The organism is Photobacterium japonica (assembly GCF_050337005.1).
Lineage (GTDB): Bacteria > Pseudomonadota > Gammaproteobacteria > Enterobacterales > Vibrionaceae > Photobacterium > Photobacterium japonica.
Window position 1 is genome coordinate 19,308 of record NZ_JAKJSN010000042.1, and the last position, 24,375, is coordinate 43,682.

At 50.3% G+C, this 24,375-nt stretch carries 13 protein-coding genes; 6 read left to right on the forward strand and 7 right to left on the reverse strand.

The genetic code is table 11. The features are described 5' to 3' along the window. Positions 1 to 28: 28 nt before the first annotated feature. Positions 29 to 3,208 carry a bifunctional proline dehydrogenase/L-glutamate gamma-semialdehyde dehydrogenase PutA gene (gene putA / locus L4C36_RS16220; protein WP_428478849.1) on the reverse strand — a complete coding sequence of 1,060 codons (3,180 nt, stop codon included), beginning with the start codon at positions 3,206 to 3,208 and terminating at the stop codon, positions 29 to 31. 557 nt (positions 3,209 to 3,765) lie between these two features. After that, complete coding sequence (locus tag L4C36_RS16225) at positions 3,766 to 4,551, reverse strand: AraC family transcriptional regulator (RefSeq protein ID WP_428478850.1); 786 nt, start codon at positions 4,549 to 4,551, stop codon at positions 3,766 to 3,768. A gap of 1,633 nt (positions 4,552 to 6,184) precedes the next feature. On the opposite strand from L4C36_RS16225, the gene L4C36_RS16230 reads away from it, so the two are divergent. After that, positions 6,185 to 6,895: a helix-turn-helix transcriptional regulator gene (locus L4C36_RS16230; protein WP_428478851.1), complete on the forward strand. Its 711-nt coding sequence runs from the start codon at positions 6,185 to 6,187 to the stop codon at positions 6,893 to 6,895. Positions 6,896 to 6,935: 40 nt separating this feature from the next. Here the strand turns inward: L4C36_RS16230 and pdxH are convergent, their stop codons facing one another. Beyond that, a complete protein-coding gene (gene pdxH / locus L4C36_RS16235; protein ID WP_428478852.1) occupies positions 6,936 to 7,580 on the reverse strand; it encodes a pyridoxamine 5'-phosphate oxidase in 645 nt (214 codons plus the stop codon). Positions 7,581 to 8,143: 563 nt separating this feature from the next. On the opposite strand from pdxH, the gene L4C36_RS16240 reads away from it, so the two are divergent. Continuing rightward, positions 8,144 to 10,111: an EAL domain-containing protein gene (locus L4C36_RS16240; protein WP_428478853.1), complete on the forward strand. Its 1,968-nt coding sequence runs from the start codon at positions 8,144 to 8,146 to the stop codon at positions 10,109 to 10,111. A 1,211-nt stretch (positions 10,112 to 11,322) separates the two neighbouring features. Here L4C36_RS16240 and L4C36_RS16245 read toward each other — a convergent pair. The 3 genes from L4C36_RS16245 to L4C36_RS16255 form a co-directional block, all read right to left on the reverse strand. Further along, the gene (locus tag L4C36_RS16245) at positions 11,323 to 13,446 is read right to left on the reverse strand and encodes a tRNA(Met) cytidine acetyltransferase TmcA (protein ID WP_428478854.1); all 2,124 of its coding nucleotides are present in this window, start codon (positions 13,444 to 13,446) and stop codon (positions 11,323 to 11,325) included. A 118-nt stretch (positions 13,447 to 13,564) separates the two neighbouring features. Beyond that, positions 13,565 to 14,542: a ParB/RepB/Spo0J family partition protein gene (locus tag L4C36_RS16250; protein ID WP_428478855.1), complete on the reverse strand. Its 978-nt coding sequence runs from the start codon at positions 14,540 to 14,542 to the stop codon at positions 13,565 to 13,567. Between the two features lie 8 nt (positions 14,543 to 14,550). Beyond that, on the reverse strand, positions 14,551 to 15,765 hold the full coding sequence (locus L4C36_RS16255; protein ID WP_428478856.1) for an AAA family ATPase: 1,215 nt from the start codon (positions 15,763 to 15,765) through the stop codon (positions 14,551 to 14,553). 1,347 nt (positions 15,766 to 17,112) lie between these two features. Between L4C36_RS16255 and L4C36_RS16260 the strand changes: the two genes are divergently transcribed. The 4 genes from L4C36_RS16260 (at position 17,113) to L4C36_RS16275 (ending at position 23,481) form a co-directional block, all read left to right on the forward strand. Beyond that, positions 17,113 to 19,113 (forward strand): replication initiator protein RctB domain-containing protein, encoded by a 2,001-nt coding sequence (locus tag L4C36_RS16260; RefSeq protein WP_428478857.1) that lies wholly within the window; start codon positions 17,113 to 17,115, stop codon positions 19,111 to 19,113. A gap of 169 nt (positions 19,114 to 19,282) precedes the next feature. Then, the gene (locus L4C36_RS16265) at positions 19,283 to 21,574 is read left to right on the forward strand and encodes a patatin-like phospholipase family protein (protein ID WP_428478858.1); all 2,292 of its coding nucleotides are present in this window, start codon (positions 19,283 to 19,285) and stop codon (positions 21,572 to 21,574) included. Positions 21,575 to 21,739: 165 nt separating this feature from the next. Continuing rightward, complete coding sequence (locus L4C36_RS16270) at positions 21,740 to 22,084, forward strand: hypothetical protein (protein WP_428478859.1); 345 nt, start codon at positions 21,740 to 21,742, stop codon at positions 22,082 to 22,084. A 221-nt stretch (positions 22,085 to 22,305) separates the two neighbouring features. Continuing rightward, positions 22,306 to 23,481 carry a hypothetical protein gene (locus L4C36_RS16275; RefSeq protein ID WP_428478860.1) on the forward strand — a complete coding sequence of 392 codons (1,176 nt, stop codon included), beginning with the start codon at positions 22,306 to 22,308 and terminating at the stop codon, positions 23,479 to 23,481. A gap of 55 nt (positions 23,482 to 23,536) precedes the next feature. Here L4C36_RS16275 and L4C36_RS16280 read toward each other — a convergent pair whose 3' ends face one another. Next, on the reverse strand, positions 23,537 to 24,046 hold the full coding sequence (locus L4C36_RS16280) for a hypothetical protein (RefSeq protein WP_428478861.1): 510 nt from the start codon (positions 24,044 to 24,046) through the stop codon (positions 23,537 to 23,539). Between the last annotated feature and the right edge of the window lie 329 nt (positions 24,047 to 24,375).

A 24,375-nucleotide genomic window follows, 5' to 3' on the forward strand; every position in this document is an offset into this window, starting at 1 on the left:
CACTCCTTAATAGTTCACTTAGCGCCGATTAGGCTTGTACAATGTCTTGGGTAAAACGCAATAAGTAATGCGGTCCGCCGGCTTTGGGCCCCGTGCCTGACAACCCTTGACCACCGAACGGTTGTACCCCAACGACGGCCCCAACCTGATCGCGGTTGATGTAGCAGTTACCCACCCGTGCGCGGCGTTCAATATGGCGATAAGTCGTCTCGTTACGGCTGTGCACTCCGAGCGTCAACCCAAAACCGGTTTGGTTGATCTGCGCAATCACGTTATCGAGCTCACTGGCCTGATAGCGCACCACGTGCAAAATCGGACCGAAATGCTCCTGCTTCAACAGCGTAATACTTGGGATCTCAAACGCCGTGGGCGCGACAAAATCCCCGTGCTCACAGGATGTCGAGCACGGCGCTTGGGCAATCAATGAGGCTTGATTTTTCAAGGCCTGAATATGGGTCAACAATGTATCCCGGGCCGTGCCATCAATCACGGGCCCCACATCCGTTTGATGCAAACGGGGATCGCCCACCTGTAATTCCGCCATTGCCCCTTTGATCAGCCCAATCACGCGCTCGGCAATGTCTTGCTGGACATACAACACCCGCAAGGCCGAACAACGCTGACCGGCCGAAGCAAACGCCGAACGCATCACATCCCGCACCACCTGTTCTGGCAGAGCGGTACTGTCAACAATCATCGCGTTCTGACCCCCGGTTTCGGCAATCAAAGGCACTGGCGCACAATCACGGGCCACGAGCGTGCGATTGATCCGCAGTGCCGTGTCTGTCGAGCCAGTAAACGCCACCCCCGCGATACGCGGATCCGACGTGATTGCCGCCCCCACCGTGTGACCGGTGCCCGGCAACAGTTGAATGGCGCCCGCCGGGATCCCCGCTTCTCGCATCAATGCCACCGCCCGAAACGCAATCAACGACGTTTGCTCTGCGGGCTTGGCGACCACGGTGTTACCCGTGACCAAGGCGGCTGATACTTGCCCGAGGAAAATCGCCAAGGGGAAATTCCACGGACTGATACAAGCAAACACCCCGCGCCCTTGCTGGTGGATCGTACGTACGGTGCCGTCATACCCGTTCACCGTGAGCGGTGAGGCCAATTCGCTCTCGGCTTGCAGGGCATAAAACCGGCAGAAATCGACCGCTTCACGGATCTCATCAATGCCATCGTGGATCGTTTTACCGGCTTCCCGATGACACAGAGCGACCAACTCGCCCGTATGGGCTTCCAGCAGGTCCGCTAACCGTTGTAGGCAAGCGGCACGTTCAGCAACCGGTGTATTGGCCCACGCTGGATAGGCTTCGTTTGCACACGTAATGGCGTCATCCACCTGCGCGGCCGAGGCATACGTCACCCGCCCGACCTTTTCACGCCGATCGTACGGGGCCGTCACGTGAACGCACGCTGGCGAATCGTCACGCGCCGCCTCAGCATGGCCACACACCGTGACCCCGTTGATCAACGGACCCGCCTGCCACTGGTGCGTCGCAAAGCGTGCTACCTCTGCGGCAAACGGCACCCATTCGGAGGCAATATCAATATTGATCCCCGCTGAATTGCGCCGCGACGCACCAAAAATCGCCGGCGGTAACGGGATCAAACCGTTGTGCAAACTGGTACGACTTTCAAGTACGTCGACCGGATGTTGGATCAAACGGTCCACCGGGCATGTCGCATCCACCAAGCGATGAACAAACGAGCTATTGGCACCGTTTTCCAGTAAACGACGCACTAAGTACGGCAGCAGATCTTTATGGCTACCGACCGGTGCGTAAATCCGCACGTGTGTGCCATGCATCGCCATCACATGGTTATACAGGGCATCGCCCATACCATGCAGACGCTGAAATTCAAACCCGTCATTCACTGCGGCATGCAGGGCGTCGCTCCCAGCCATCGCCATGATGGCGGAGACCGTGTGGGCGTTATGGCTGGCAAACTGCGGATAAATCAGCCCCCGTAAATGCGGGGCCAGCAAAAAGCGCGCGCACGCTAAATAGGAGGTGTCGGTGCCTTCTTTACGGGTAAACACCGGATAATCCGCGTAACCGCTTTGCTGTGACAGCTTAAGTTCACTGTCCCAATAGGCCCCTTTCACCAAACGCAGTGGGATCACATCCCCCTGCTCGCGAGCGAGTGCTGCCAACCACGTCAAGACTGGCAGCGCACGCTTAGAATAGGCTTGCACCACCAACCCAAATCGTCCCCAGCCTTTCACGGCAGGGTCGGTATACAATTTTTCAAAGAGTTTGAGTGATAACTCCAAGCGATCCGCTTCTTCGGCATCAATGGTGATCCCGACATTCAGCTCTCGGGCGCGGATCAAGAGCGTCAACACCGTGTGATACAACTCATCCAGTACGCGGGCTTCATTGGCCACTTCATAACGGGGATGCAGGGCTGACAACTTGATCGACACCGTTGGATCCGGTGATCCATTCGGGCTGTCAGTGGTTTGCTGATAACGATCGCGTCCTACCGCTTCAATCGCCATCACATAATCTTTGCCGTATTTTTCGGCATCTTGCGCGGTCAAGGCCGCTTCACCCAACATGTCAAACGAGTAAGTAAACCCTTTATCGCGCTTTGACTTGCCGTTTTTCATCGCTTCGCCAATGGTGCGCCCCAGTACAAACTGGTGCCCCATGATTTTCATCGCCTGATGCATGGCTTGCCGGATCACCGGCTCAGAGCATTTGCTCACCAACCGGTTGATCACATGGCTAGGCGTCCCATCTTCGTTAGCATCCAAAGCCACGACTTTACCGGTTAGCATCAGCCCCCACGTTGATGCATTCACAAACAACGAGTCGGAATGTTTCAGGTGCGATTTCCAATCAGCCACACTGAGCTTATCGCGGATCAACGCATCTGCCGTCGCAGCATCAGGGATCCGCATCAAGGCTTCAGCCAGGCACATCAATAAGATCCCTTCCTGGGTATCTAGGCTGTATTCCAGCAACAACGCATCGATCATCTGCACCGCTTGCTGATCAGCCCGTACGCGTTCAATCAACAGACGGGCTTGTTCCGCTGTCACGGTACGCTCGTGATCCGTCGGTGCTGCCAACGGGATTAACTGAGTCAGCCAGTCGGATTCATCCACCCGATACTGGGCCGAGATCCATGGCCACAGGGTCTCCCGTGAACGGGCAATAAACTCAGGGTGTAGCACTTCTGCCGCATGAAACATAACGATTCCCTCAATAGTGAACCTGTACCGAAAACCAGCATAACCGTTTGCTCGGCATCCTCGATCAGGGTAGATGTTACAATCGTGTTACCATTGAGAGGATTTTATTTTCCACCGCACTCTACGTCTTGCGCTATTCTCCGATACTTTTTAGAAAAAGTCCGCTACTTAACAAAAATAGATCTGTATTTTTTAAATAAAACACCGAGATCATTAACGCCGCGTCGATAATTGCACATTTTATCAGCAAAACAGGCCGAGAGAGGCAAAGGGTCATCGGTAGATCAGGGCGATCCACGTTCAGAAAAAAATGAAAACGGAACACACAGCCGCATGGCTGAAAAAAACGGAGGAATAAGGGAACAGAAAACGTTGAGATAAAATCAAGCAAAGAAAAGAAAAGAGAAAAGAGAAAAGAGAAAAGAGAAAAGAGAAAAGAAGCCTGCCTCATCAAACTCGCGCAGTCACCCTATCATCGCCGTCACCTTACGGGTGATAAGACACAGAGGGATCACTATTGAGAACAACAAGCTAAGCAGGCAAAAAATAACACACCATTAGGGCATGTCTTTACGGTAACGGGCAGGCGGAGTACCAAAAAGACGGGTGAAGGCTTGGGTAAAACTGCTCTGGCTGGCAAAGCCGGTACTTTGTGCCACCTGCGCCACACTCAAGCTCGAGCTCTCAATGAGATCGCGGGCAAATTCCAACCGTTTTTTCAGCACATACTGGTGCGGCGTGACACCGGTTTGCTCTTTGAATAACAAATGAAATTGGCTTTCGCCCAAAAACACCAACCCCGCCAATTGCGTCACAGAGATTTTACGCGTGATATGTTGAACAATGTATTGATCAATACAGTCCATATTAAGTCGATAAGACGCCTTGTGATCCTGCAATGGCTTGAAGTGGCGATGCAACACACACATTAACGTATCGGTACAGGCTTTGCTCAGTAACAAATCGTCCGGGTGTGCCAGCATTTCTGCTGTGAGCATTTGAATCAAGCTCTGTGCTTGGCGATCGAGGTGAAAATAGCTGGACTGCTGAAACAAGCGCGCCACACTGTCACTCGTATAGGCTGGTTGCACTTGCTCACTCGGTACATTGAGCACCAAGATTTCATTGTGGCCAATGCCAGAGAACGCATGTTCGGAATCCGCCGTCACTAAACAGCCTTGCCCCGGGCACACCAGATTACCCACCCCTTCAATATCAAATTCAGTTTGCCCCGACAGGCCGATCACAATCTGGTTATAACCATGGTTATGATGATCCATCTGCTCAGGAAGCTTAACGATTTCAGAAGGTTTATAGGAAAGCGAATGCAAGTGCTCTTTCATGCGCGATAACCGCAGGGCCTTGAGGGAGTGAGTGAAGGCACACATCATACCACAAGTCCGGCCCTTGCCTAGCGCTGGAACGATGATCAAGATGGATTACATTACGGCCAATGTCATTTCAATACTCACCCTTGAGATAATTCCCGTCATTGTTCAACGCCTATTTCCCCCTCACACCACCACAATGATCGGCGAGTGTGGGAAACAACAACGAAGAAAACCAATACAACTCTTTTTAATCAATGACTTACCTCTAAATCATTCAACGCACCTCAGTAACCCTCTGCACCATAACACGCACTCACCGTTCATACCTTGATCATGCTTCTTGCTATAAGAACGATCCAGATCAAGATCTTACTTGATCATCGTTCCTGTCAGACATGCAGTGCCCGTTATGTTGTAGGCATCATTCATTCTTCCACTACGAATCAATAACTTAACACTAACATAAGCGACCTATTTATTGATCTTCTGCACATTTTCCGTCTTTTGAGTGTATCTCGATCATTGAAGGCGCTGAGATCCCCTTAATTATGTTACAAAAATTATAACAATGAACTGAGCATTCTGTGAGTCCATCAGCAAGGGAGGCTTGGGTTCCCGCAACCATTGCCCACCAAACACACACAGACGGTCGGCCATGACGATAAAAGAGACGTTTTTCAGAACGATTTAGCCTGAACGTCTGGATGAATAAGACCTGTTGTCGATTATTTTCCCACACGCCAATATAATGTTGTTTTTTCTCGATTTTATAAACGTTAAACTTCGCAGCGTAAATTAACATTCAAGTCACGATATATAAAATATATATCATATTCGTCAGTATTGTAAATTATTCTACATTATCCCAACGGCATCATTATGTCTCTTCTTTCATTTTTATCTACCCAACAACGGTGGGGATGAATCAACAATGAATATAGCGGATTAAACAGGGTATATAATAAAAATTTTACCTTTTTGGGCACGTTGACAGCGAAGAATATAAACATCCCCTTGAGACTGCACGCATAATTAGACAGGTGTAAGATCCGTGTTTTTGCCATATAACGAAGGCGAGTTGACCCCGACATCCCACCCAATCGAATATTCATTCACACATTTTCAAAAAATAGCCCTTATTAAGCAGGTCTACTGCATAGTTTCAACATGATCTCGACACAAAAAATAAAATGCAAACGTTTGCTGTGCACGTATTGGCGTATTGATATTCCCCCTACCAGATGCCCCATAGTGGCATCAACCACTAATGAATATCAATGTCAATAGGTGAATTCCCCCCTTACTCCGGCGGGTTGGCTAGGATATATTCGCTTTATAAACATTAAACAGGATTTCCTGCTGACGGTTTATCGTATCCAACATTGGATACTGACCCCTTAGGTCAATGGCATATACACCCTCATATGCCGGTCCATGTACCTAACGGGTTAACCTCTTCTACACGTCGTACAGGATTATGCTCGAAAGAGCCAAACTCTTGTCTTTGCCGACCTTTATGGTCGGCTTTTTTTTATGTATTTAACACCAATGCCTAAAAAGCCGTCATCTTGATATTGTAACATCAGCATATTCCTTTAAACTCCCCTACGTAATTTGGCACTCGTAATTAATCAGGCAACATATCGTGAAAAATAAAGTCGACCCTTCTTTATTGCATATATTTAATCAATTACCCGGCTGTTGGGGATGTAAAGATAAGGATTCTGTCTTTGTTTATGCCAATGCTGAATATGGTGACATGATTGGTGTGGATCATCATTTAGACTGTATTGGTCGCACAGATTTTGACATGCCCAGCCCAACGATTGAATGTGCCGAACAATTTCAAACCCAAGATCGCCTTGTCATGGCGACAGGGCAGCGAACACGAATATTGGATATTCACCCGTATTCTGATGGTAACTGGCGTGCGCATTTGTTCACGAAAACACCGTGGAGAGATGAAGAAAATACCATTGTAGGTACCATATTCTCCGGTATTGAACTCAAAGACACCGCTATTTTAGAAGTGGGGCACTGGATTTGCCGTGCGGCTGGGTTAGCCCCTAAAGAACAAGCCTCATTCAACCTTTTACACACGCACCCAGCCATTCAACTCAATACCCGAGAGTCAGAAGTCCTCTTCTTGCTTCTCTATGGTAAAAAACCACAATACATCGGCAAAGTGCTCAGTGTGTCGGTCAAAACCGTGGAAAATTATGTGGTGCGTTTGCGGGAAAAATTTAATGCCAATTCAAAAAGCGAGCTAATTGATATCGCATTAGATTTGGGCTTTGGCTCTCACATTCCAGAAAGCATGTTAAAACGCCAACTGTCGATCATCCTAAAAGAATAACAAGAGCAGCGCTGGCTGCTCTTGTTCATTTTCTACGTGACTAAGGGGCGAGACGCTCAATGTCCCACGATGTCGCATCGTGATCGTGACGGGTATAAAGGAAACGATCATGCAATCGATTCGCGCCACCCTGCCAAAACTCGATAGATCGAATTGTGACACGGTAACCTCCCCAAAACGTAGGGACCGGCACTTCACCTTGCGCGTATTTTTGCTTGAGCTCCATGAATTTACTTTCCAACGCTTGGCGCGCCGTCAACCGCGTACTCTGTTTACTCGCCCACGCAGCCAACTGACTTTCTTTCGGCCGCGAGGCAAAATATTTCAACACGTCACGTTTAGACAATTTGGTTGCGGTACCCGTGATATGCACTTGGCGCTCTAAGGGATGCCAAGGAAAATGCAAACTGATCTTCGCGTTATCCGCCAAATGGAGTGCTTTACGGCTCCCTAGGTTGGTATAAAAGACAAACCCGGTTTGATCAAAATCTTTTAATAACACAATCCGTTGGTAGGGTTGCCCTTCCTCATCCACCGTGGCCACCGTCATTGCGGTTGGGTCGGTTAAATTCGCGGTAATAGCCTGCTGTAACCAGGTATCAAATAAATGCTCAGGCTGAGCGGGTAAATCCTGACGACGTAATCCCCCTTGGGTGTAATCTCGCCGAATATCAGACAATTCCATTGTTCACTCCACACATCGTAATCGTGTCACTATATACCCTCCCCCTGTCGCTATCCAGTCAGATATCGCTCGCCGTCAGTACAGGTCGTCGCCGCCCTTGAATTTATCACACAAATAAACGTTAGCCGTATTCAACATCGCAAGGCAGGCTTAACCCTACCCTCTCATACACACCATAAAACCAGATTGAGAGGGGCCGCAAACAGGGACCCACAAAGGAAATTGATTCAAATTCACTCCATTATGGCGAGCATGTAAGAGCCCAGCAGGGATCAGATCGCAAAATACACGACGCGTACAATCATTCCATATCTTATTGAGCAAGAACAATTTAACGTTTAGTCGTCAACTCATGCCTTTTGCATAACTTCTGATTGAAAACGCAGAATTCGTTACATTTATTTACGAGCCATATCTGCATTTTAAAAGCAGAAAAGGCTTTTCACGGCAATTTGACATGAAAATTTGTTATTTTAGTAAGAGGCATTTTTGCAGCCTAACTAACTGATTTATCAATGCTCAACCACTGACCAATCCTGCGTCGCGCTATTTGAGAATGATTTATGACTATCGCCAAATATACTTTTAATGTGATTTTTTTCAGCCTGAGTTTGCTCTTGCTTAGTGCAGTGGCGGGTCATTTTTTTGCCGTAAAATCGACCCTTACAAAACAGGCAGACATTCAGCTTCAAACCCAAGCGTATTTATCGGAAACGCTGTTAGATAAAACATTTAACAGCGCAGAGCTTTTGTCTGACAATATTATTAATAGCAATTTGCGCGCGATCACTCAAACACAAGCGAGTATCTCAGTCGAATTAGTGCTGGCTGATGGCAGCAAAACATACACACAACAATCTTCACAGCCGTTCCATCAACCGGACTGGTTTACCATGCTCGCCCAGTTTGATTCGTTTGAAACGTCGCGCACCTTGTATAAAGATCTTTCGCCGTTTGCAACGTTACGTATTGCGCTGTTGCCCGCGCCTTGGCAGCAACAACTCTGGCAGCAAACCCAAGTCTTCATCTATTTTGCGTTAGGGGTGTGTCTCGTATTAGGCTTACTGTCCTTCTTGATGCTCAAGCGAAAGCTACGCGCATTTAGTCAAATCGCCCATCATTACAGCACCATCGTGAATAATCAATTCTCCGGCCCGTTACCAGTCCCTCATGATAAAGAGGGTCGAGAGATCACCAAAATGATCAACCACTTAATTGCACAGCTGGAAGCGAATTTCAAGCGCCAAGCCACCGAAGCGATCAAACTGAAAGAACAAGCTTACCGTGACAATGTCTCTAGCTTAGGCAATCGCCATTACTTTATTAACCAACTCAATTCTTGGCTGACTGATTCACACCAAGGGGGATTAATTATTCTTAAATCAACCCTGATTGATGATATCTATCGTGAAGCCGGGTTTGAGATCGGGGATAAATTTGTCCACTCGTTAGCGGAAGAGCTTAATGCCAATATCATCCACAGCGATGTCACGCTAGCACGTTTGTCCTATGATGAATTTGCGGTATTAGCCCCGAACATCAGTGACGAAAAGTTAAAAGTGATCGCAGAATCCATGCTCACCGTTCACGGCGAATTGCAGCAACGCCATCATATTGATTACCCAGACAGTGTTCGCTTAGGCATGCTTGTGGTCCATCAGGCCAGCACCGCATCCCAACTGCTGGCACAATTGGATAACGTCTTAGCCAAAGCGGCATTAACCCCGGAACAACCGCTTGCCATCGCCGATGACTCTCAGCAGCCCATTTCTTTGGGTAAGCAGCAATGGAAGTCTCTCGTCTTAGAAGCGATTGACAATAACCAGATCCAATACAGCTACCAGCCTGTTGCCAGCGATACCAATAACATCCTGCATTACGAAGTGTTCTCGGAGATCCGAAAAAACAATCAACAATACGGTGCCTCCCAGTTCTTGGGCGCCATTGAAGATGTGGGCGCGGGGGTCCAGTTTGATCGTCACGTCATTGCACATCACATCAATATGCTCAATGCGAACCCTAAATTTGGCCCTATTGCCATTAACGTGACAGCAAACAGTGCGAGTGATCCGGCATTCATTCGCTGGCTTACCGAGTTGATGGAACGCAATCAGCGCCTGTCTTCGCGAATCTTTTTTGAAATCCCAGAGACCAGCTTTGTACGAGCGCCTGATTCCTGCAGCCTGCTGTGTTCGGCGATTCGCTTCTACAAGTTTGGGATGGGTGTGGATAATTATGGCCGCTATCTGAAGTCGTTGGATTACTTACGCGAGTTCCGCCCAGATTATGTGAAGATTGATTTCTCCTACACACATCAGCTCAATGATCAGGTGAAGATCAACCTGCTGTCGTCCATTTCACGCACAGCGCACAGCTTGAATATCACCACGATTGCGACACGCGTTGAAACAGAGACACAGCTCGACCGTCTCTCAGATTTGTTTGTGAGTGGCTTCCAAGGCTACATCATTGAAAGCCAGCAAGTGAAAGCGTCATCTGGCAATCCAATTCAACCAGCGCTCTTTACGTAACGCCGAATAACCTTTCCCATTTACAGTGTAAATAGAAAAACCGCCTCCTTATAGGCGGTTTTTTTCATCTCCCTCTCAAACTAAAATCTCAACCTATAATATCAACCTCTCCCCACCTCAGCGGCGCTCTAGCACACACAACGGCAACATCGTCTATTCATGCCATTACATTCAGATTCCTTTTCTTAGTTCCCCCCAGCAGTGGCTAAGCGCGAAACCGTGCAGCATTCTCGCAAGGTAGAGCTATCGGGCTTTCTGTCTTGCCTTATGCGTTATAGAACGTCACTCACCATCAGCGTATTCATATATTAGCCTTTTGATGGGTCAATCCCTCTCGCTATTTACAGTGTAAATAGGCCGACAGGTAACGCGCATTGATGGCCAGTTCCCGTGTTGTAAGCCGTCCATCAAAGCTCTCTATAAAAACTATCCTTCAAAATAAAGCGAGCGACGAAGCTGATAAAAAGATCACGAGCCAGTAAGGCCAACGCGCTCTCCGCACGGCGTATCATGAAGCAGAGGAATCGCTGAGCGTCTGAATCAAGCGATGGCTGTGTCAACGGACTATGAGAGGGCAGTCTGTGCCTCATCCCTTTGACCTCTGAAAGGGACATAGGATAAACGTGAGCAACGACGAGCGGAGCGCCCTTCACCACAACAATACGGGCCTAGTTGCCTATAAAGATACACGCATGATGACCCCTAGAGATATGGGCTGCAAGCCCGAATACTCAAAGTGTCCTCATAGGTAAATCTCGACAAGCGGTTATCGAGCACCAGTAAAATGGCTAGTGGAGATTACCTGCCCGCTTCGCCGCTGAATGGGCATGAGGCATCACCGATATTGACCGACTCTGCACCTACATGCGTGGTTCAATACGCCGCAAGCCAACCCTGCGGCATAAACCAGGTCATAAGGCCAACGTCTCAATACCACGGCAACCGCCCCCTTACTCATCATCAAACCACGCTCACGAACGAACGCGACCAACGATGTCTCATATAAAAAAGTAACGCACGTAAGTTTGTTTGGCTAAAGAGTAACAAGGGTTGCTCGCCGTTCTTCCATAGCTTCATCCGTCAATTGATCAATCACGAACTGATTTTTCAGCTGAAATTTACAGTGTAAATCAAACATAAAAAAAGCGCCCAAGGGCGCTTTAAGTAAAAATGACATAAGTGAAATTTACAGTGTAAATTCACACCGTCACTCACGGTGAAACATAATGACGTTGAACAACAGCACGGACCGCCTGCTCTGCTTGCTTACGGCCGGTGAAACCGAAGTCGGCCACCACGCGCGGCCACGATTGGCGTTGGATCAATTTAGCAAACAGCAATGCCAGTCCATCTTCGTGATCATCCGACAGTGGCAACAGCGTATTGGAAAACCATTGTTGGAGAGCAGGCAATGCCGATTCAATGCCAAGCCCTCCTTGGCAAAACAGCGCCAGTTGCTGATTAAGCAAATTTATCGGCAACCCGGCGGCAACCGGTTGTTGCGTCATTGCATAGCGATACAGAGGTAACGCTTCATGCGCCGAGAGCTGGACATAACCGTCATACCAGTGACACGCTAAGCCTGCCGTAAACAACGCTTGTGCCTGTGGCCACCAACACTGACTGGCTGTAGAGATCGGTTTAACACACAACAGCGACGGATACCCACTGGTGGCATCGCGCGTAAAGCCCAAGCGAGCGGGGTGGTATCCATTACGTAGCCAAAACCCCAACAACTCTGGCAGATAACCAAAACTGGTCCCCAAATAATCCCAACATGTTTCAGCCCATTGTGCCACATCAGACAATAATGCACTGCCTACCCCTCGCTGCTGCCACTGGGGGTGAATAGCAATACGAAGAATACGCCCAGCACGCTGCTCTGCCGCGTCGCCTATTCCCACCTGTGCCGCCAATGACTGCGCCAATAAATGCCCCTTGGTACGCCGTTCACCCCGTTGAATCGCCTCAACGAGATCGGGGGCAAGTCCCCCTTCGGCCATCACAAGACAACACCCAACCACCTGATTATCGGCCATCGTCACGAACGTATGCAGCGCAGGATCATCAAGCAGTGCCACCAAATCTGTCGGGGAAGTTTGATAATGCGCATTGACCAACAAACCAAATAATTGCCCCAGCAAGTTCTCGTTATGCAACCATTCATCCGCGGGGACTCGCCGTGTCGAGAGGGCGGTATCAGGCGTAAACGGACAATCCGTCAACGTCGTATTAAGCAACAGCGCCTGAAAAACCCAATGCTCTAACGGATCCTCTTTCGCCCAACGAATGGGTTGTTGCAACGTCAGCTCACGCCATTGGGGCATCGTGCTGTCCAAAAGTTGGCGAAACTTCACGGCAAAACCGCGACCCGTGCCTTCATAGCCGTGGACAGTACTGGCAAACACCAGTCGATTAAAGCGCCCGAGTAACTGCGCCAAGAGAGGGGCCGGAATAGCCGCCGCCTCATCCACCATCACACAATCAAAAGATGCAGGGGAAGCGAGCAGAGCGTCTGGCGCCACAAACTGCAGGCTACCGTTCCCCACCGTGAGTTTTTTTTGCTGACTAAACGGCTGATCAAACACGGTGGCCACATGGCGAAAGAGGGTTTCAACCGCAGCATAAGACGGGGCCGTCACGGCAATATCAAGCTTACGCTCAGCCAATAAACTGGCCGCCGCCAGCCCCAGCGCCGACGATTTCCCCCGCCCTCTGTCAGCGGTTAATACCAACGGGCGCTTACGGTGACCCGTCACGACGCGGCGGATGGCCTGGATAGCCTCCGCCTGGCAAGCCGTCATCGCGCCGTATGCGTCATCAAGATCTTGACCTGTCGACGCCAAAGCCGCCTCAACCACACCAGAAGACGACGATGGCGGTACGGGTAAAGGCGCATATTCACGTATCACGAAAACGCCGGGAGCCGAAAAAAGCGATGCCAGCCGTTGATGAAAACGGGCGTCTGACGCACTTCCCCAGCCTTCTGGCAACAGCAACAATGCCACCCCGCCTCCCATCACGGTGCCCGATAAGGCCCCAAACGCTTCGGCATCAAACGTGTGGTGCCCATTGATGATCACGCAATCACATTCGCGCCCTAACCATTGACGCGCCTGCTTAAAAGGAACGATGGGCAGCGCACATCCCATGGCATCAAATAACGCCGGATCGGCCATCGGCCCGCACCACAATGGAACGCGATACTGCGGTATCCCGGACTGGGCCACCGTCGCGCACCAGACTTCACTCCCCTGAGCAACCACCAAATAACGGCAATGTGCCTGTTTGGCAGACGATGCAAGCGCCTGCCAAAACTCATTTAATCCGTCCATCTACACACTCAATCAATAGTAACCCCGCCATCATACCAACTCACTCCCGCGATAGGCGAAAAAAAACCACGTCAAAAGACGTGGTTTCATAGACGGCCCCCACACGCAGTGGTGTCGATCACTTCAGATAATCGGCCAAGTACGCCAAAATCTCATCGGTCTGGCGCTCTGTCAATTTCTTCATTTTAAGTTGCAGCTTATCGCCATCGCGCAGATAACTGATCTTCCCTTTCACCAATTCTTGTGGCTTCGGCTTCTCAACCTCAACCTTTTTCGGTGCCAGGGTTTCACCCATTTGCTCAAGTTGATTGGTCACTTCGCGAGTAATGCGCGTAATGCCGGTGGCATTAATGCGCTTCCACATCGCCGTATCACCGATCCCAAGATCCGCCACAAATTGTTGCTGCAGATCCGGCGATAAACTGAAATACAAACGGTGCAATTTCACGATCGTCGGACGGCCTAATTCCCCGACACTCGGGTAAGCCATCAACAATTCCATCGGCAACGCGGCGGCTTTTAACGCCCCACTGACCAAGGCTTCACTGCACTGGCAATATTTGGCCAACTCTTTTTGATCCGCCACTTTGCCAGAATCAAGCAAAGATTGCATTTCCTTGCCACGCTCAAACAACGACAACGGTTTGTGCGCATTGGCCACGTCAGACAAGAACTTGGCATGCTCACTGTTGATCCCCTTACCGACATAAATAAGGAAATCTTTTTCCGCGAGGATACAGGACATGCGACGGCGACTACCGTCAAGCACTTCAATGCGCCCATCGTCTAACCAACGGCCCACTGCGGGGTACTGTTGACCACGATCTTTAAGCGTATTAAGGATATCAGCCAGCGCATGTTCGTTCAGAAAGGCTTGTTCACGGGCATTTTCAGCAAAGACGCGGGTCTTATCTGCCACTTGATCAGCACTAATTTTGACCAGCTCAAATGCAACCGTTTCCTCGCCGGCCACCGCCAGTTCAATCACAGCAGCCTTGTCCTTGGCCGCAGTTTGCGCTTCCATCGGTGTTGTAGCGCGGCGTTTATCCGCCTTGCCAAACAGACGCGCATTAAGATCTTTGGTTTTGATTGCCATCTGTTAGTTTACTCCCGGTTTAGGTTTGCCCAGTGACTGTGCATCACACGTTCAAGCTCAAGGCCCACGCGTTGAATGGCATCCTGGGCCGTGGATAGGGTTTTTTTACCCCCTTCAAATTCTGCGGCCGTCAAATCAAACACGGTGCTGTAGGTATCCGCACAGGTTTCAAAGGCGCGGCTACGCGGTACGGTGGCCATCATGACTTGATCACGCAGCAGGTAATTCATCTCGGTTAACACCGACACCTGCTTTTTATTATCATCCTCAAACATGGTCGGCATCAGGCGAATGAACTCCAAACCGTGCCATTCTTCCGGGAACATTTCGTACACTGTCGGCAAGTGTTGGAAGAAGTTCACGGTAGATGCCCAGTCAAGACGCTTCGCCGCACACGGGATGATCAAGGCATTTGACGCATACATCGCATTCCAGACCAGTGGATCGATGTGCGGGCCCGTATCAATCATAATGACGTCAAATTGGTCAGCAATGGTGTCAATCACACGTTCTTTAAGCAAACGCACGATATTTAAATCCTGATTTTCAGCCAGATCTTGCCAGGCATCAGCGTTAAACATCGCATCTTCAGGGAACGCCGCAATCGTTTTCAGGTTCGGGTACTGGGTCGGCATGACCACATTCCCCATCAAAAAGTCCTGATCGATAGCTTGCCCTTCCGGCACGTTACCGAGCATGACATCGACGGCAGAATAGATGGTTTCCTGCTCGCCCACACTGATTTGCGGGTTCAAAAACAGACGTAATGACCCCTGTGGATCGAGGTCAATCAAGCAGATACGGTAGCGTTTATCCAAATCCAACGCCAAACAGGCCGCCAAATGCACCGCGGTCATCGATTTGCCTGTGCCACCTTTCTGGTTTTGCACGTTCACGATCCACGGTTTACGGCCCGCACCTTCTCGTTCATGAAACGCCGGTTTTTTTGCTGCCGCCATCAACTGATGGGCTTCTTCCAATGTGATGGAGTAGTGGTTCGCGTTATTTTTAGTAAATTGGTGCCCCGTGGCTTCCATGCGAGAGATCGCATCATCCAATTTACGGCGCGTTAACCCAGAGCGAGTTTCCATCAACGCTTTGGACATCGGAGGAAATAGCTCTTCACGGCGCTCCTCTAATACGATCTCAATACGATCAGCCTGTACCTGCTTGGTTTGCTCAGCAATATTGAGCAAATTTTCGATAGTCTGTTCCCTGTTCATTATCTCTCTTCGTCATTGAGGGTTTGGGCTTAATTGTACAGCAAAAAATAACCAAAACAACAAAATGCTGAACGTCGTCGTGTGATATTTATCTCAGCAGAAAGCAAAAAATAGCGAGAAAAACAGCCAATTTTGCACGTCATCGTCTGTCATTTATTGATACTATCATGCTGCTAATACGCCAGATTTAAAGCGTTACAGCGTCACTATTTTACAATGTAAATTGATGACTTTACCGGAAGCGTGAGTTTTTAAGACTAAATTACGGTCACTGTCAGATTGAAATCAATCTCCCCAGTGACCCTTTCGCAATGCTCAACCTCATGATTGGCATGAAATGTAGAAATCATGGTGAAATAGGGGGATTTCATCATGATCGTCCAAACAAGGTAAGAACGATCACCCTGAAATCAACATGCTACGCCAAGATCATCAAAATGCACCTCATTTTCCTTGATCATGTCTCCGACGCCAAACTGGCAGATCAGCAACGATGATCAAGGCCATTTTGCCTGTAAATCCCGCCGGTTCCGCCCCCAGAAGAAACGGATCAATGATCAAGTGATGTGAGGATCATTCACCACCACGCAGTGTACCTGACGGAAGCATGATAAAAGGGGCTTAAATTACGGAGAATGCAGGACGGATAAGGGTTTATCGGGTAAATCACCCACCCAATACACGTAAGAACAAGGGGGAAGGGGCGGTCAACGGGGGCAATGAAAATACAACGATGTCAGCTTGATCATCGCTCCACGCCGGACACATGTGGCAAGGTCCACAAAATACGGCAAGTGTCATTTGGAATATGCACAAAATACCGTCACTTTCCGCATTGAAAGAGCTAGTCGCACAGACAACGTGGAAAATAGCAGTCCAAAAGCAGCAGTATGATCATGCTTCCAAGGGGGTTGGCAGGCCAAATCGGTCGACAACCGGCAAAAACAGCGGTTTTAGCACGCGTTATGTCTCCCACTTCGCATCGCCTGTGGATAACATTGTGCAAAAGCCTTGCATGCCACCTGATCATGCTTGCAGTACAGTGATGATCATCTTTTCAGGTGTTTAATGATCAGCTTTCCGGCGTGTTGATGATCATCGTTTCGCACTGCCTTTGATCAGCATTCCGAGAGTTCGTTGATCATCGTTCCAATGCCGATAAAAAGTAAACAGATACAAAACAATCAGTTACGGCGGTTATTTTCACCGGATCATAAGATCACTTAAACATTAAGATCAAAATAATCAAAAAGATCAGGATTAAAAAACACAACAAAAGATCTTTCTTTCTGGATCTTTTTCAATTAATCTTTCTCGGAAAAATGATGCATCTACGGCTAATGACAAATGAATTCAGCACCCACTCCGGACAATAAGCACCACGAAAAAATATTGATCTCGGCACCTCGATCTCACAAAGACGGGCACTTATTTGCGATCCCCCATAATCTGATTGACTGGTTGCCCCAGTATCAGCATTTCAAGGGTGTCACAAAAAGTATCATCGAATTGTTGAATCTCATTTCATTGCGGGGCCTCAACTGTCAAGATGGGATGGTTTCCACCACCGAGCTAGTTGAAGCCACCGAAGGGCAATTAACCCGAGCCGCGATCCAGCAGCGCTTACGTGCCGCGGTCAGCATTGGTTTGTTCAAGCAACAACCCGTCCGATTTGAAGCGGGCCTTGCTGGTAAAACCATGTTGCATCATTTCATTAATCCGGCGTTGCTCATTTCACAACTGGGCACGGGCAGTTTAAATTCCGAACAAAGTCGTGCACAAGCCAAACAAAAACGCTCAAAAGCCTTGGCACAAAACCATGTGAACCGTCAATTGCTCAGTGAGCATGGCTTAGGCACCCCGCCCACCATGCCGGATGAAGCGGATCAAATTGTCGTATCACCCACCAGTTGGGCCGGGATCATTGATCAGGCTTTAGCTCCCCCGCGCACCAAAAAGAGCTACCAAAAATCCATGGTAGCGATCAGCGGCACCAAAGCGATCATTGAAACACGATCGTCCAAGTCGATCATGACCGTGGACGATCTGATGACCCTGTTTGCCCTGTTTACCTTAACCGTGCAATACCATGATCATCACATTGCCGATTACGAGATCCAGACCCGCAGTATGACCAATAAAACGCCGGTGTACATCACGGATATTTTGGCCTTACGCGGCAAAAAAGATAGCGGTCCGGCACGCGACTCAATCCGTGAAAGTATTGATCGCATTGAATTTACGGACTTTCAGCTGCACGAATTAACGGGCCGTTGGATGAGTGACAACATGCCGGAAGGGTTCAAAAGTGATCGTTTTCGCTTCTTAGCCCGAACGATCACCGCCTCAGAGGAAGCCCCGCAAGAGCGTGAAGATGGCGAGATCCGAATCAAGCCCAATTTGTATATTTTGGTCTGGGAACCGTCGTTTTTCGATGAGCTACTCACGCGGGATTATTTCTTCTTATTCCCGCCAGAAATTTTGCGTCAGCATACGTTGGTGTTCCAGTTGTACACGTTTTTCCGTAGCCGCATGTCACGCCGCGTTCATGACTCTATGCTGTTAAGTGATATTAATCAAAAGCTTGCGCGTAACATCGAATGGCGACGCTTCTCGAGCGATTTGATAAGAGAGCTGCGTAAACTGGCGGAAGGCACGATCACCGATAGCATGTTTGCGGTGAATTTATGGGGTTACCACTTGACGATTTACCCGCATGAGCAGGATAAGCGTTACAGTGATTACCAGATCGATATTCGCTGCGATGCGGATGAAGTGATCCGTTTTTCTCGAGCAAAAACCACCAATGAAGGCAAACGATCCATGGCGCCAACCATGCCCAATCCGTTGCGCAATGAGATCTTGCCTCGTCAAGCGCTTGATCAACTGTCCGAGATCATTGATGGGGAATTTGAACCGATCCAGCGCAAAGAAGGGCGCACGAAAGGGCGTTTGGGCCGCCGTGTGAAGCTGCGTAAGCATTTGGTTGAGATCAATGCGGATGAATTAACCATCACACTCTCCAAATATACCTCGCCAGAAGCGCTACAACGCAGTATCACGGCATTATCGGCGATGACAGGGCATTCTGTTGCCTCAATCAGTGAGGAGTGTCAGAGCCTGCTGGAGAAGCTAGATTGGTTGCGCGTGAGCGGTGAGCCAATCCCGTATGAAACGTTAAGCAAGATCATCGAGTTGTATAATGGTCAGCAAGATGAGCGCCATTTATCGATTGAAAAATTGATCTCCGGTCTCGCGGTACGCCGTAAGGTGTGCAAACTGGTGTTTGAAGGCCACATGAACGAGTCGGTCATGACGGCGTTGGACGATATTGCCAGCGGGCGCTGATGCCCTATTTTGTACCAGAAATCGCCGATCCGGTCCTCACACACGTGGGGACCGGATTTTTTTTTGGTTTTACTCGCCGGACAGGGTGTCCATCCCGTATTCTATGACCCGGTCGCACCTGAACGATCGATCTTATTTGTCAATTAGTTAAGCGCAAGGAAATCACAACATGAAAGGGCTCAAGCCGTGGCGCCTGTGTGGCGGGGCGATCATTTTGACGACCTTGATGGTACAGCCTGCTGTGGCGGCATCGGCATCGGCACCGAGTGCCACTGCACGTCCGCAGGTGGGGGTCGTGCTCAGTGGCGGCGGGGCGAAAGGCGCAGCACACATTGGGGTGCTGTCTGTCCTGGAAGCGTACCGGATCCCGGTGGATGTGATCACCGGCACCAGCATGGGAGCCTATGTTGGCGGGTTGTATGCGATGGGGTTCTCGGCGGAAGAAGTGCGCCAGCGAACCTTAGCGGCCGATTGGCAGCATGGGTACAGCGATCGCGTGGGCCGCAATGACTTGGAGTTACGACGCAAAAAGCAAAACGATAATTATCAGATCTATGCCGATATTGGTATCGATCTGGACGGCAATTACTTGTCTAAACCGGGGGCCTTTCAGGGACAGGGGATGGCGACCCTGCTGGGGCAGTTGACAGAAAACTTGCCGGCTTTGGCCAGTTTTGATCAGCTGGCGATCCCGTACCGGGCCGTGGCGACCGATATTGTGCACGTGAAGCCGGTATGGCTGGATAGGGGCCACTTGGCCACCGCGATGCAGGCTTCCATGACGGTACCGGGGGCGCTGCAGCCAGTGCGGATCGACGGGGAGATCCTGGTGGATGGCGGAGTGGTGAACAACATGCCGGTGGATGCGGCGCAGGCGTTGGGGGCGGAGGTGATCATTGCGGTGGATCTGCGTGATGCCTTGTACAAAGCGCCGGAGCTTAACAGCGCCCTGAACATTGTCGGTCAGTTGACCACGTTCATGACCAACAGTAGTGCCGATCAGCAAAAAGCCCGGATGGACAATCAGGATACGTACTTGCAGCCCGATGTGGCGTTCATGCTGGCACCGGATTTTGACAAAATGGATCTGGCCTATGCTGCGGGCAGACAGGTGGCGTTGGATGCGCTGCCACAGCTGTTGCGTTACCGCTTGTCAGAGGCCGACTATCAGGCCTATGTGCGCAAGAAGTTGGATCGCCGTAGCCAGTTAGTGGTCAGCAGTGCGTATTACGTCGATCGTATTGCGTTGCAAAATAATAGCCGACGATCGGATACGGCCTTGCTGGCGGTATTGGATTTGGATGTGGGCCGCGTGTTGACCAATCGCGAGTTGGATGAGGCGGTTAAACGCCTGAATAGCCAGGATATTTACGAGCGGATCACCTACCAAATCGAACGCCAGGGGGCGGAGAATGTCTTGGTGATGGATGTCAGGGAAAAATCCTGGGGGCCGGGTTATCTTAACTTTAAATTCAGTTTTGAAGACGATTTGGTGAACCGTTCGGATTTTGCCTTTGGTAGTCAGTATATCTACACCGATCTGACGGACAAAGGCGGCGAATGGCAATTCGAGTGGTTATTGGGCAGTTGGAAAGCAGTGAACACCAGTGTGTATTTTCCGCTGGATTACCAGAAAACCATGTTTACTGCCGCTGGCGTAGGGTGGAATCGTGAGATCCGCGAATTTTTGTTGTCGGAAGAGCAGGCGGATCTGATCGGGCGCCCGGTGGGCAGCAGTGTGGAAACCGAATATGCCACCTATACCGGGTTTGCTGAGCTGGGTTGGAACCTGCGGCCGTGGAGTGCCTTGGCGCTGGGTTATCGTGGTGCCAGCGGGGAAGTGAATGAGCAAGGGGTTAACAACCAGCAAGCGTACACGGTACACGGACCTTACGTGTCGTTTGTGTACGATGATCTCGACAGTGTGTATTTCCCGCGCCACGGCACCGCGTTTGAAGCGGAGATCAGCATGGGCCACAGCCGCAGTACCGTGAACGGTGCCGATTCGGTGTCGGGCACTAACCTGTTTTACAGCGTGAATATCTCGCAACCGTTCAGCTATGAGCGGCATAGCCTGACCGCGAAAGCCAAGTTCAGCGGGAATAATTCTGATGATCTGCTGCCGATCTACGTACAAGATCTGGGGGGCTTGTTCAATATGTCAGGCTATCACCGTTACGAACTCAATGGCCGATACCGGGCATTTGGGGCATTAGTGTACAGCTACCGGTTGCTGGATAATGATTTTGGCGCTTTGTCTGTGCCTGTGTATCTTGGCGGCTCGCTGGAGCAAGGCGGGGTATGGGATGATGACAAAGACATCACGTTGGGCAGCAGTTTAACGGCAGGCAGCGTGTTTGTGGGTCTCGACACCCCGCTCGGGCCGGTCTATTTGGCGTATGGCCATGCAGAAAGCAGTCAAAGTTCGCTGTATTTCTCTATCGGCAGCGCGTTCAAATAACGCCGTTCGGTACAACGATCAGGGGCGAGTCCGTGGGGGCTCGCTTTTTTTTGCCTGAAAAGTGGTGGTGCTTTGTGCATGCGGGTGGGTTTTCCGTGTGAGATCACAAAATAGACTGGGCTTTTCGTTACGATAGCGCCCTTGGAACTTGATGGAACACAAACAATGAAAATCTCCATTGATGGCGGCTCATTCCACGTGGCCGTAGACACTGAATTTGACGGCTTGATTGACGAAGCCACCGCGATTTACCAGCAGACGTTGGAACAAGCGCAGAGTAACGACAAAGCGATATTGCGTTTTATGCAGATCATCTTGGAGCACCGTGACAGCGATGATGCGATTGGCTACGCCGCTATGGGGCTGCTGGGTTGGTATAACACGGTCATTCAGCCTGTGACCGATCAGGACATTGTGTTGAATCTCCCCAAAATCCTGCCGCACCTGGTGAACCCGGCGGGGGATTTGACTGCGACTAGCCCACAAGCACAGCAAACCTTCATGCAGTAACTGCGCGCCACCGTGCTTTCCCTCGGTATGACCCCCCAGTTAAATCGGAAGCATGATCAAGGTGTCATGCCCGTCACTTATTGTGATGGGTGTTATCTTGCAATCAGAGTGCGGACTGGCTTCCGTTTTTACGTTAGCCAATAACAGCTTACTCTGCTTTTTTGTGTCTGCACGGTACCCTGATGGGCGCGGTGATGAGGACGAGAAGCAGGAGAAGCGCAATGGTCGGTTGGTTGGCAAGTCTGACATGTGTGTGGGGGATGGCGCTGCAATGGGACGATCCATTGGATCCGGCCATTGCCTCATTCATTGCACCGGTAATGCGGGACGACGCCGCGCTGCTGAGCGGGTTAGCGACGGAGGGCGGACAAGCCTATGCCTATTTGTTGGGGATCGGTACCGATGCGCAGCGTGATCCCTTGGCGGCTGGGCGTGATTGGTTACTGGCTCCGCAACGGCAGGTAATACAACAAGCGTTGCCCAAGACCTTAGCCTTATCCGATGATTTACCGCTGTGTGATTTCATCCAAGATGATTGTCCGGCACCGTTGCTGGCGGTACGCGATGTACTCGCGCCGCAGTTGACTGACCATGCCACGTTACTTACTCGCTATCGGCATGTTATTCGTGCCCCAGCGGTCACCCCGCTATTTTCCCCTCGTATCGATGCGCCGACGCCCCAATATGCTTATCTGATCCAGGCTAACCGCGTGCAACTGACGCAATGGTGGTACTCCGTGTCACCGGCTCACACCAAGGAAACCCAACAAACCAAACAAACCCAGCCATCGACGCCGGCGTTGACCTCGGTGGTGGATCTGGTGATGACCAATATGCAGCACATTCGCCATCGTCTGGCTCAAGAAGACAGCCTCATCGGTAAAATGGTGTATTTAACGATGTTTGAAGAACACCTGGCGTGGCTGCGACAGGTCGCAGCACAGCACGAGACGCTTCCCGCTGTGTGGATCACCCAACTCACCCCCCGTGAACGCAGTTTGACCCTCAGTGTGGCCCGTGAATTCGCGATGATCCACCAATTTAATTTGTCGCTGAGCGGTCGAAGTGATTTGTTTTCTCCCACCGAACTTATTCCGCAGTGGGCGGCACGGATGGCCTATAAACCGCATATCACCAGCAATACCCATTATCGGTATTATGCGCACTTTGCCCGTCTCTCTGAGTTGTCAGAAGCCGATTATATCGCCCAGTACCAGCATTGGCCGGTGTTTGAGATGGGGCCCGTGCGGCGGGTGCGTAATCTGGCGGGGGCGGTGCTCTCAGACATCGCGATTCCGGATTACCGGCAATACATCGAACGTTTCCATGCCGTGAATCGGCAGATCACCCAATGGGGAGATAGGCAGGCGCAGCGCGAAATGCACGCTGCGCAATAATGTCCGCACCGTGATGTGAGGCTGGTCAGTGTTAGTGACTGTTACTAACGGCTGATTATTGTGGCGTTTTACAGGTCGGCAGCGCGTCATACCCTAAGTAGTATGCCCCCTGCCACACGGTTTTCTCGTTGTCGGCGGCGGTAAAGGTGATCCCCTCACGAGTGTGACAATAGGAGTAGGCCATTTTGTTGGACGTGTTCGCGGTGCCGACGATCCCAATGGCAAAATTGACCGGTTGACGGGTACGTACCTGATAAAAGTGGTAGCCCGCTTCCGTGTTCACTTGGGCGCGATTAGCAAACTGGGCGTAACAGGTATCGGTCCGATTACTGGGACGGGTGATCACGGCGTGCTCTTCACTGTATTTGCCATCAAGGTGTGTCTCATTGAGGTGGATCAGTGTGATAGGCGAGGCAGCAGGCAGATCCGCCTGTTTGATCGCTAAGCAATTACCGTGCAACCAACCCATAGACTGAGCCTGTGCGTGATTGGAGGGGGAAGTGGTGCAGGCGCTCATCACTGCCGCCATGGTAACTATCCCGCCGAGTTTCATTGTGTTGTTCATGTGCCATCCCAAGAGTCTGTTTGGCTTGTTCATAGCGAGCAACTCGCTGCTGTACAAGGGACCACCATGCAGACTGCGAACTCGGCATACAAAGACGCCGTAACGCATCATTTCTATTGCCCACAAACTCCGATCAATATCCCATTGAGTAATAGATTGATAACGCGGTGGAATACACAGCGTACGCCGCACGCAAGATGCCAATATATCCCGTGAGAGTGTCAAGCAGAAATAAGACGGTTTATTGAAAGTAAGCGGAATATATTTCATCGGTGTGCCGACTTTTTTGCGATGTTATGTGTCTGTTGGCGGTGTACAACCGATGCGTA

What these genes read in the sequence shown, in the direction of transcription:
- putA (WP_428478849.1), bottom strand. Translation starts at nt 3,208, where the DNA reads ATGTTTCATGCGGCAGAAGTGCTACACCCTGAGTTTATTGCCCGTTCA.
- L4C36_RS16225 (WP_428478850.1), bottom strand. Translation starts at nt 4,551, where the DNA reads ATGAAAGAGCACTTGCATTCGCTTTCCTATAAACCTTCTGAAATCGTT.
- pdxH (WP_428478852.1), bottom strand. Translation starts at nt 7,580, where the DNA reads ATGGAATTGTCTGATATTCGGCGAGATTACACCCAAGGGGGATTACGT.
- L4C36_RS16240 (WP_428478853.1), top strand. Translation starts at nt 8,144, where the DNA reads ATGACTATCGCCAAATATACTTTTAATGTGATTTTTTTCAGCCTGAGT.
- L4C36_RS16245 (WP_428478854.1), bottom strand. Translation starts at nt 13,446, where the DNA reads ATGGACGGATTAAATGAGTTTTGGCAGGCGCTTGCATCGTCTGCCAAA.
- L4C36_RS16250 (WP_428478855.1), bottom strand. Translation starts at nt 14,542, where the DNA reads ATGGCAATCAAAACCAAAGATCTTAATGCGCGTCTGTTTGGCAAGGCG.
- L4C36_RS16255 (WP_428478856.1), bottom strand. Translation starts at nt 15,765, where the DNA reads ATGAACAGGGAACAGACTATCGAAAATTTGCTCAATATTGCTGAGCAA.
- L4C36_RS16260 (WP_428478857.1), top strand. Translation starts at nt 17,113, where the DNA reads ATGAATTCAGCACCCACTCCGGACAATAAGCACCACGAAAAAATATTG.
- L4C36_RS16265 (WP_428478858.1), top strand. Translation starts at nt 19,283, where the DNA reads ATGAAAGGGCTCAAGCCGTGGCGCCTGTGTGGCGGGGCGATCATTTTG.
- L4C36_RS16270 (WP_428478859.1), top strand. Translation starts at nt 21,740, where the DNA reads ATGAAAATCTCCATTGATGGCGGCTCATTCCACGTGGCCGTAGACACT.
- L4C36_RS16275 (WP_428478860.1), top strand. Translation starts at nt 22,306, where the DNA reads ATGGTCGGTTGGTTGGCAAGTCTGACATGTGTGTGGGGGATGGCGCTG.
- L4C36_RS16280 (WP_428478861.1), bottom strand. Translation starts at nt 24,046, where the DNA reads ATGAACAACACAATGAAACTCGGCGGGATAGTTACCATGGCGGCAGTG.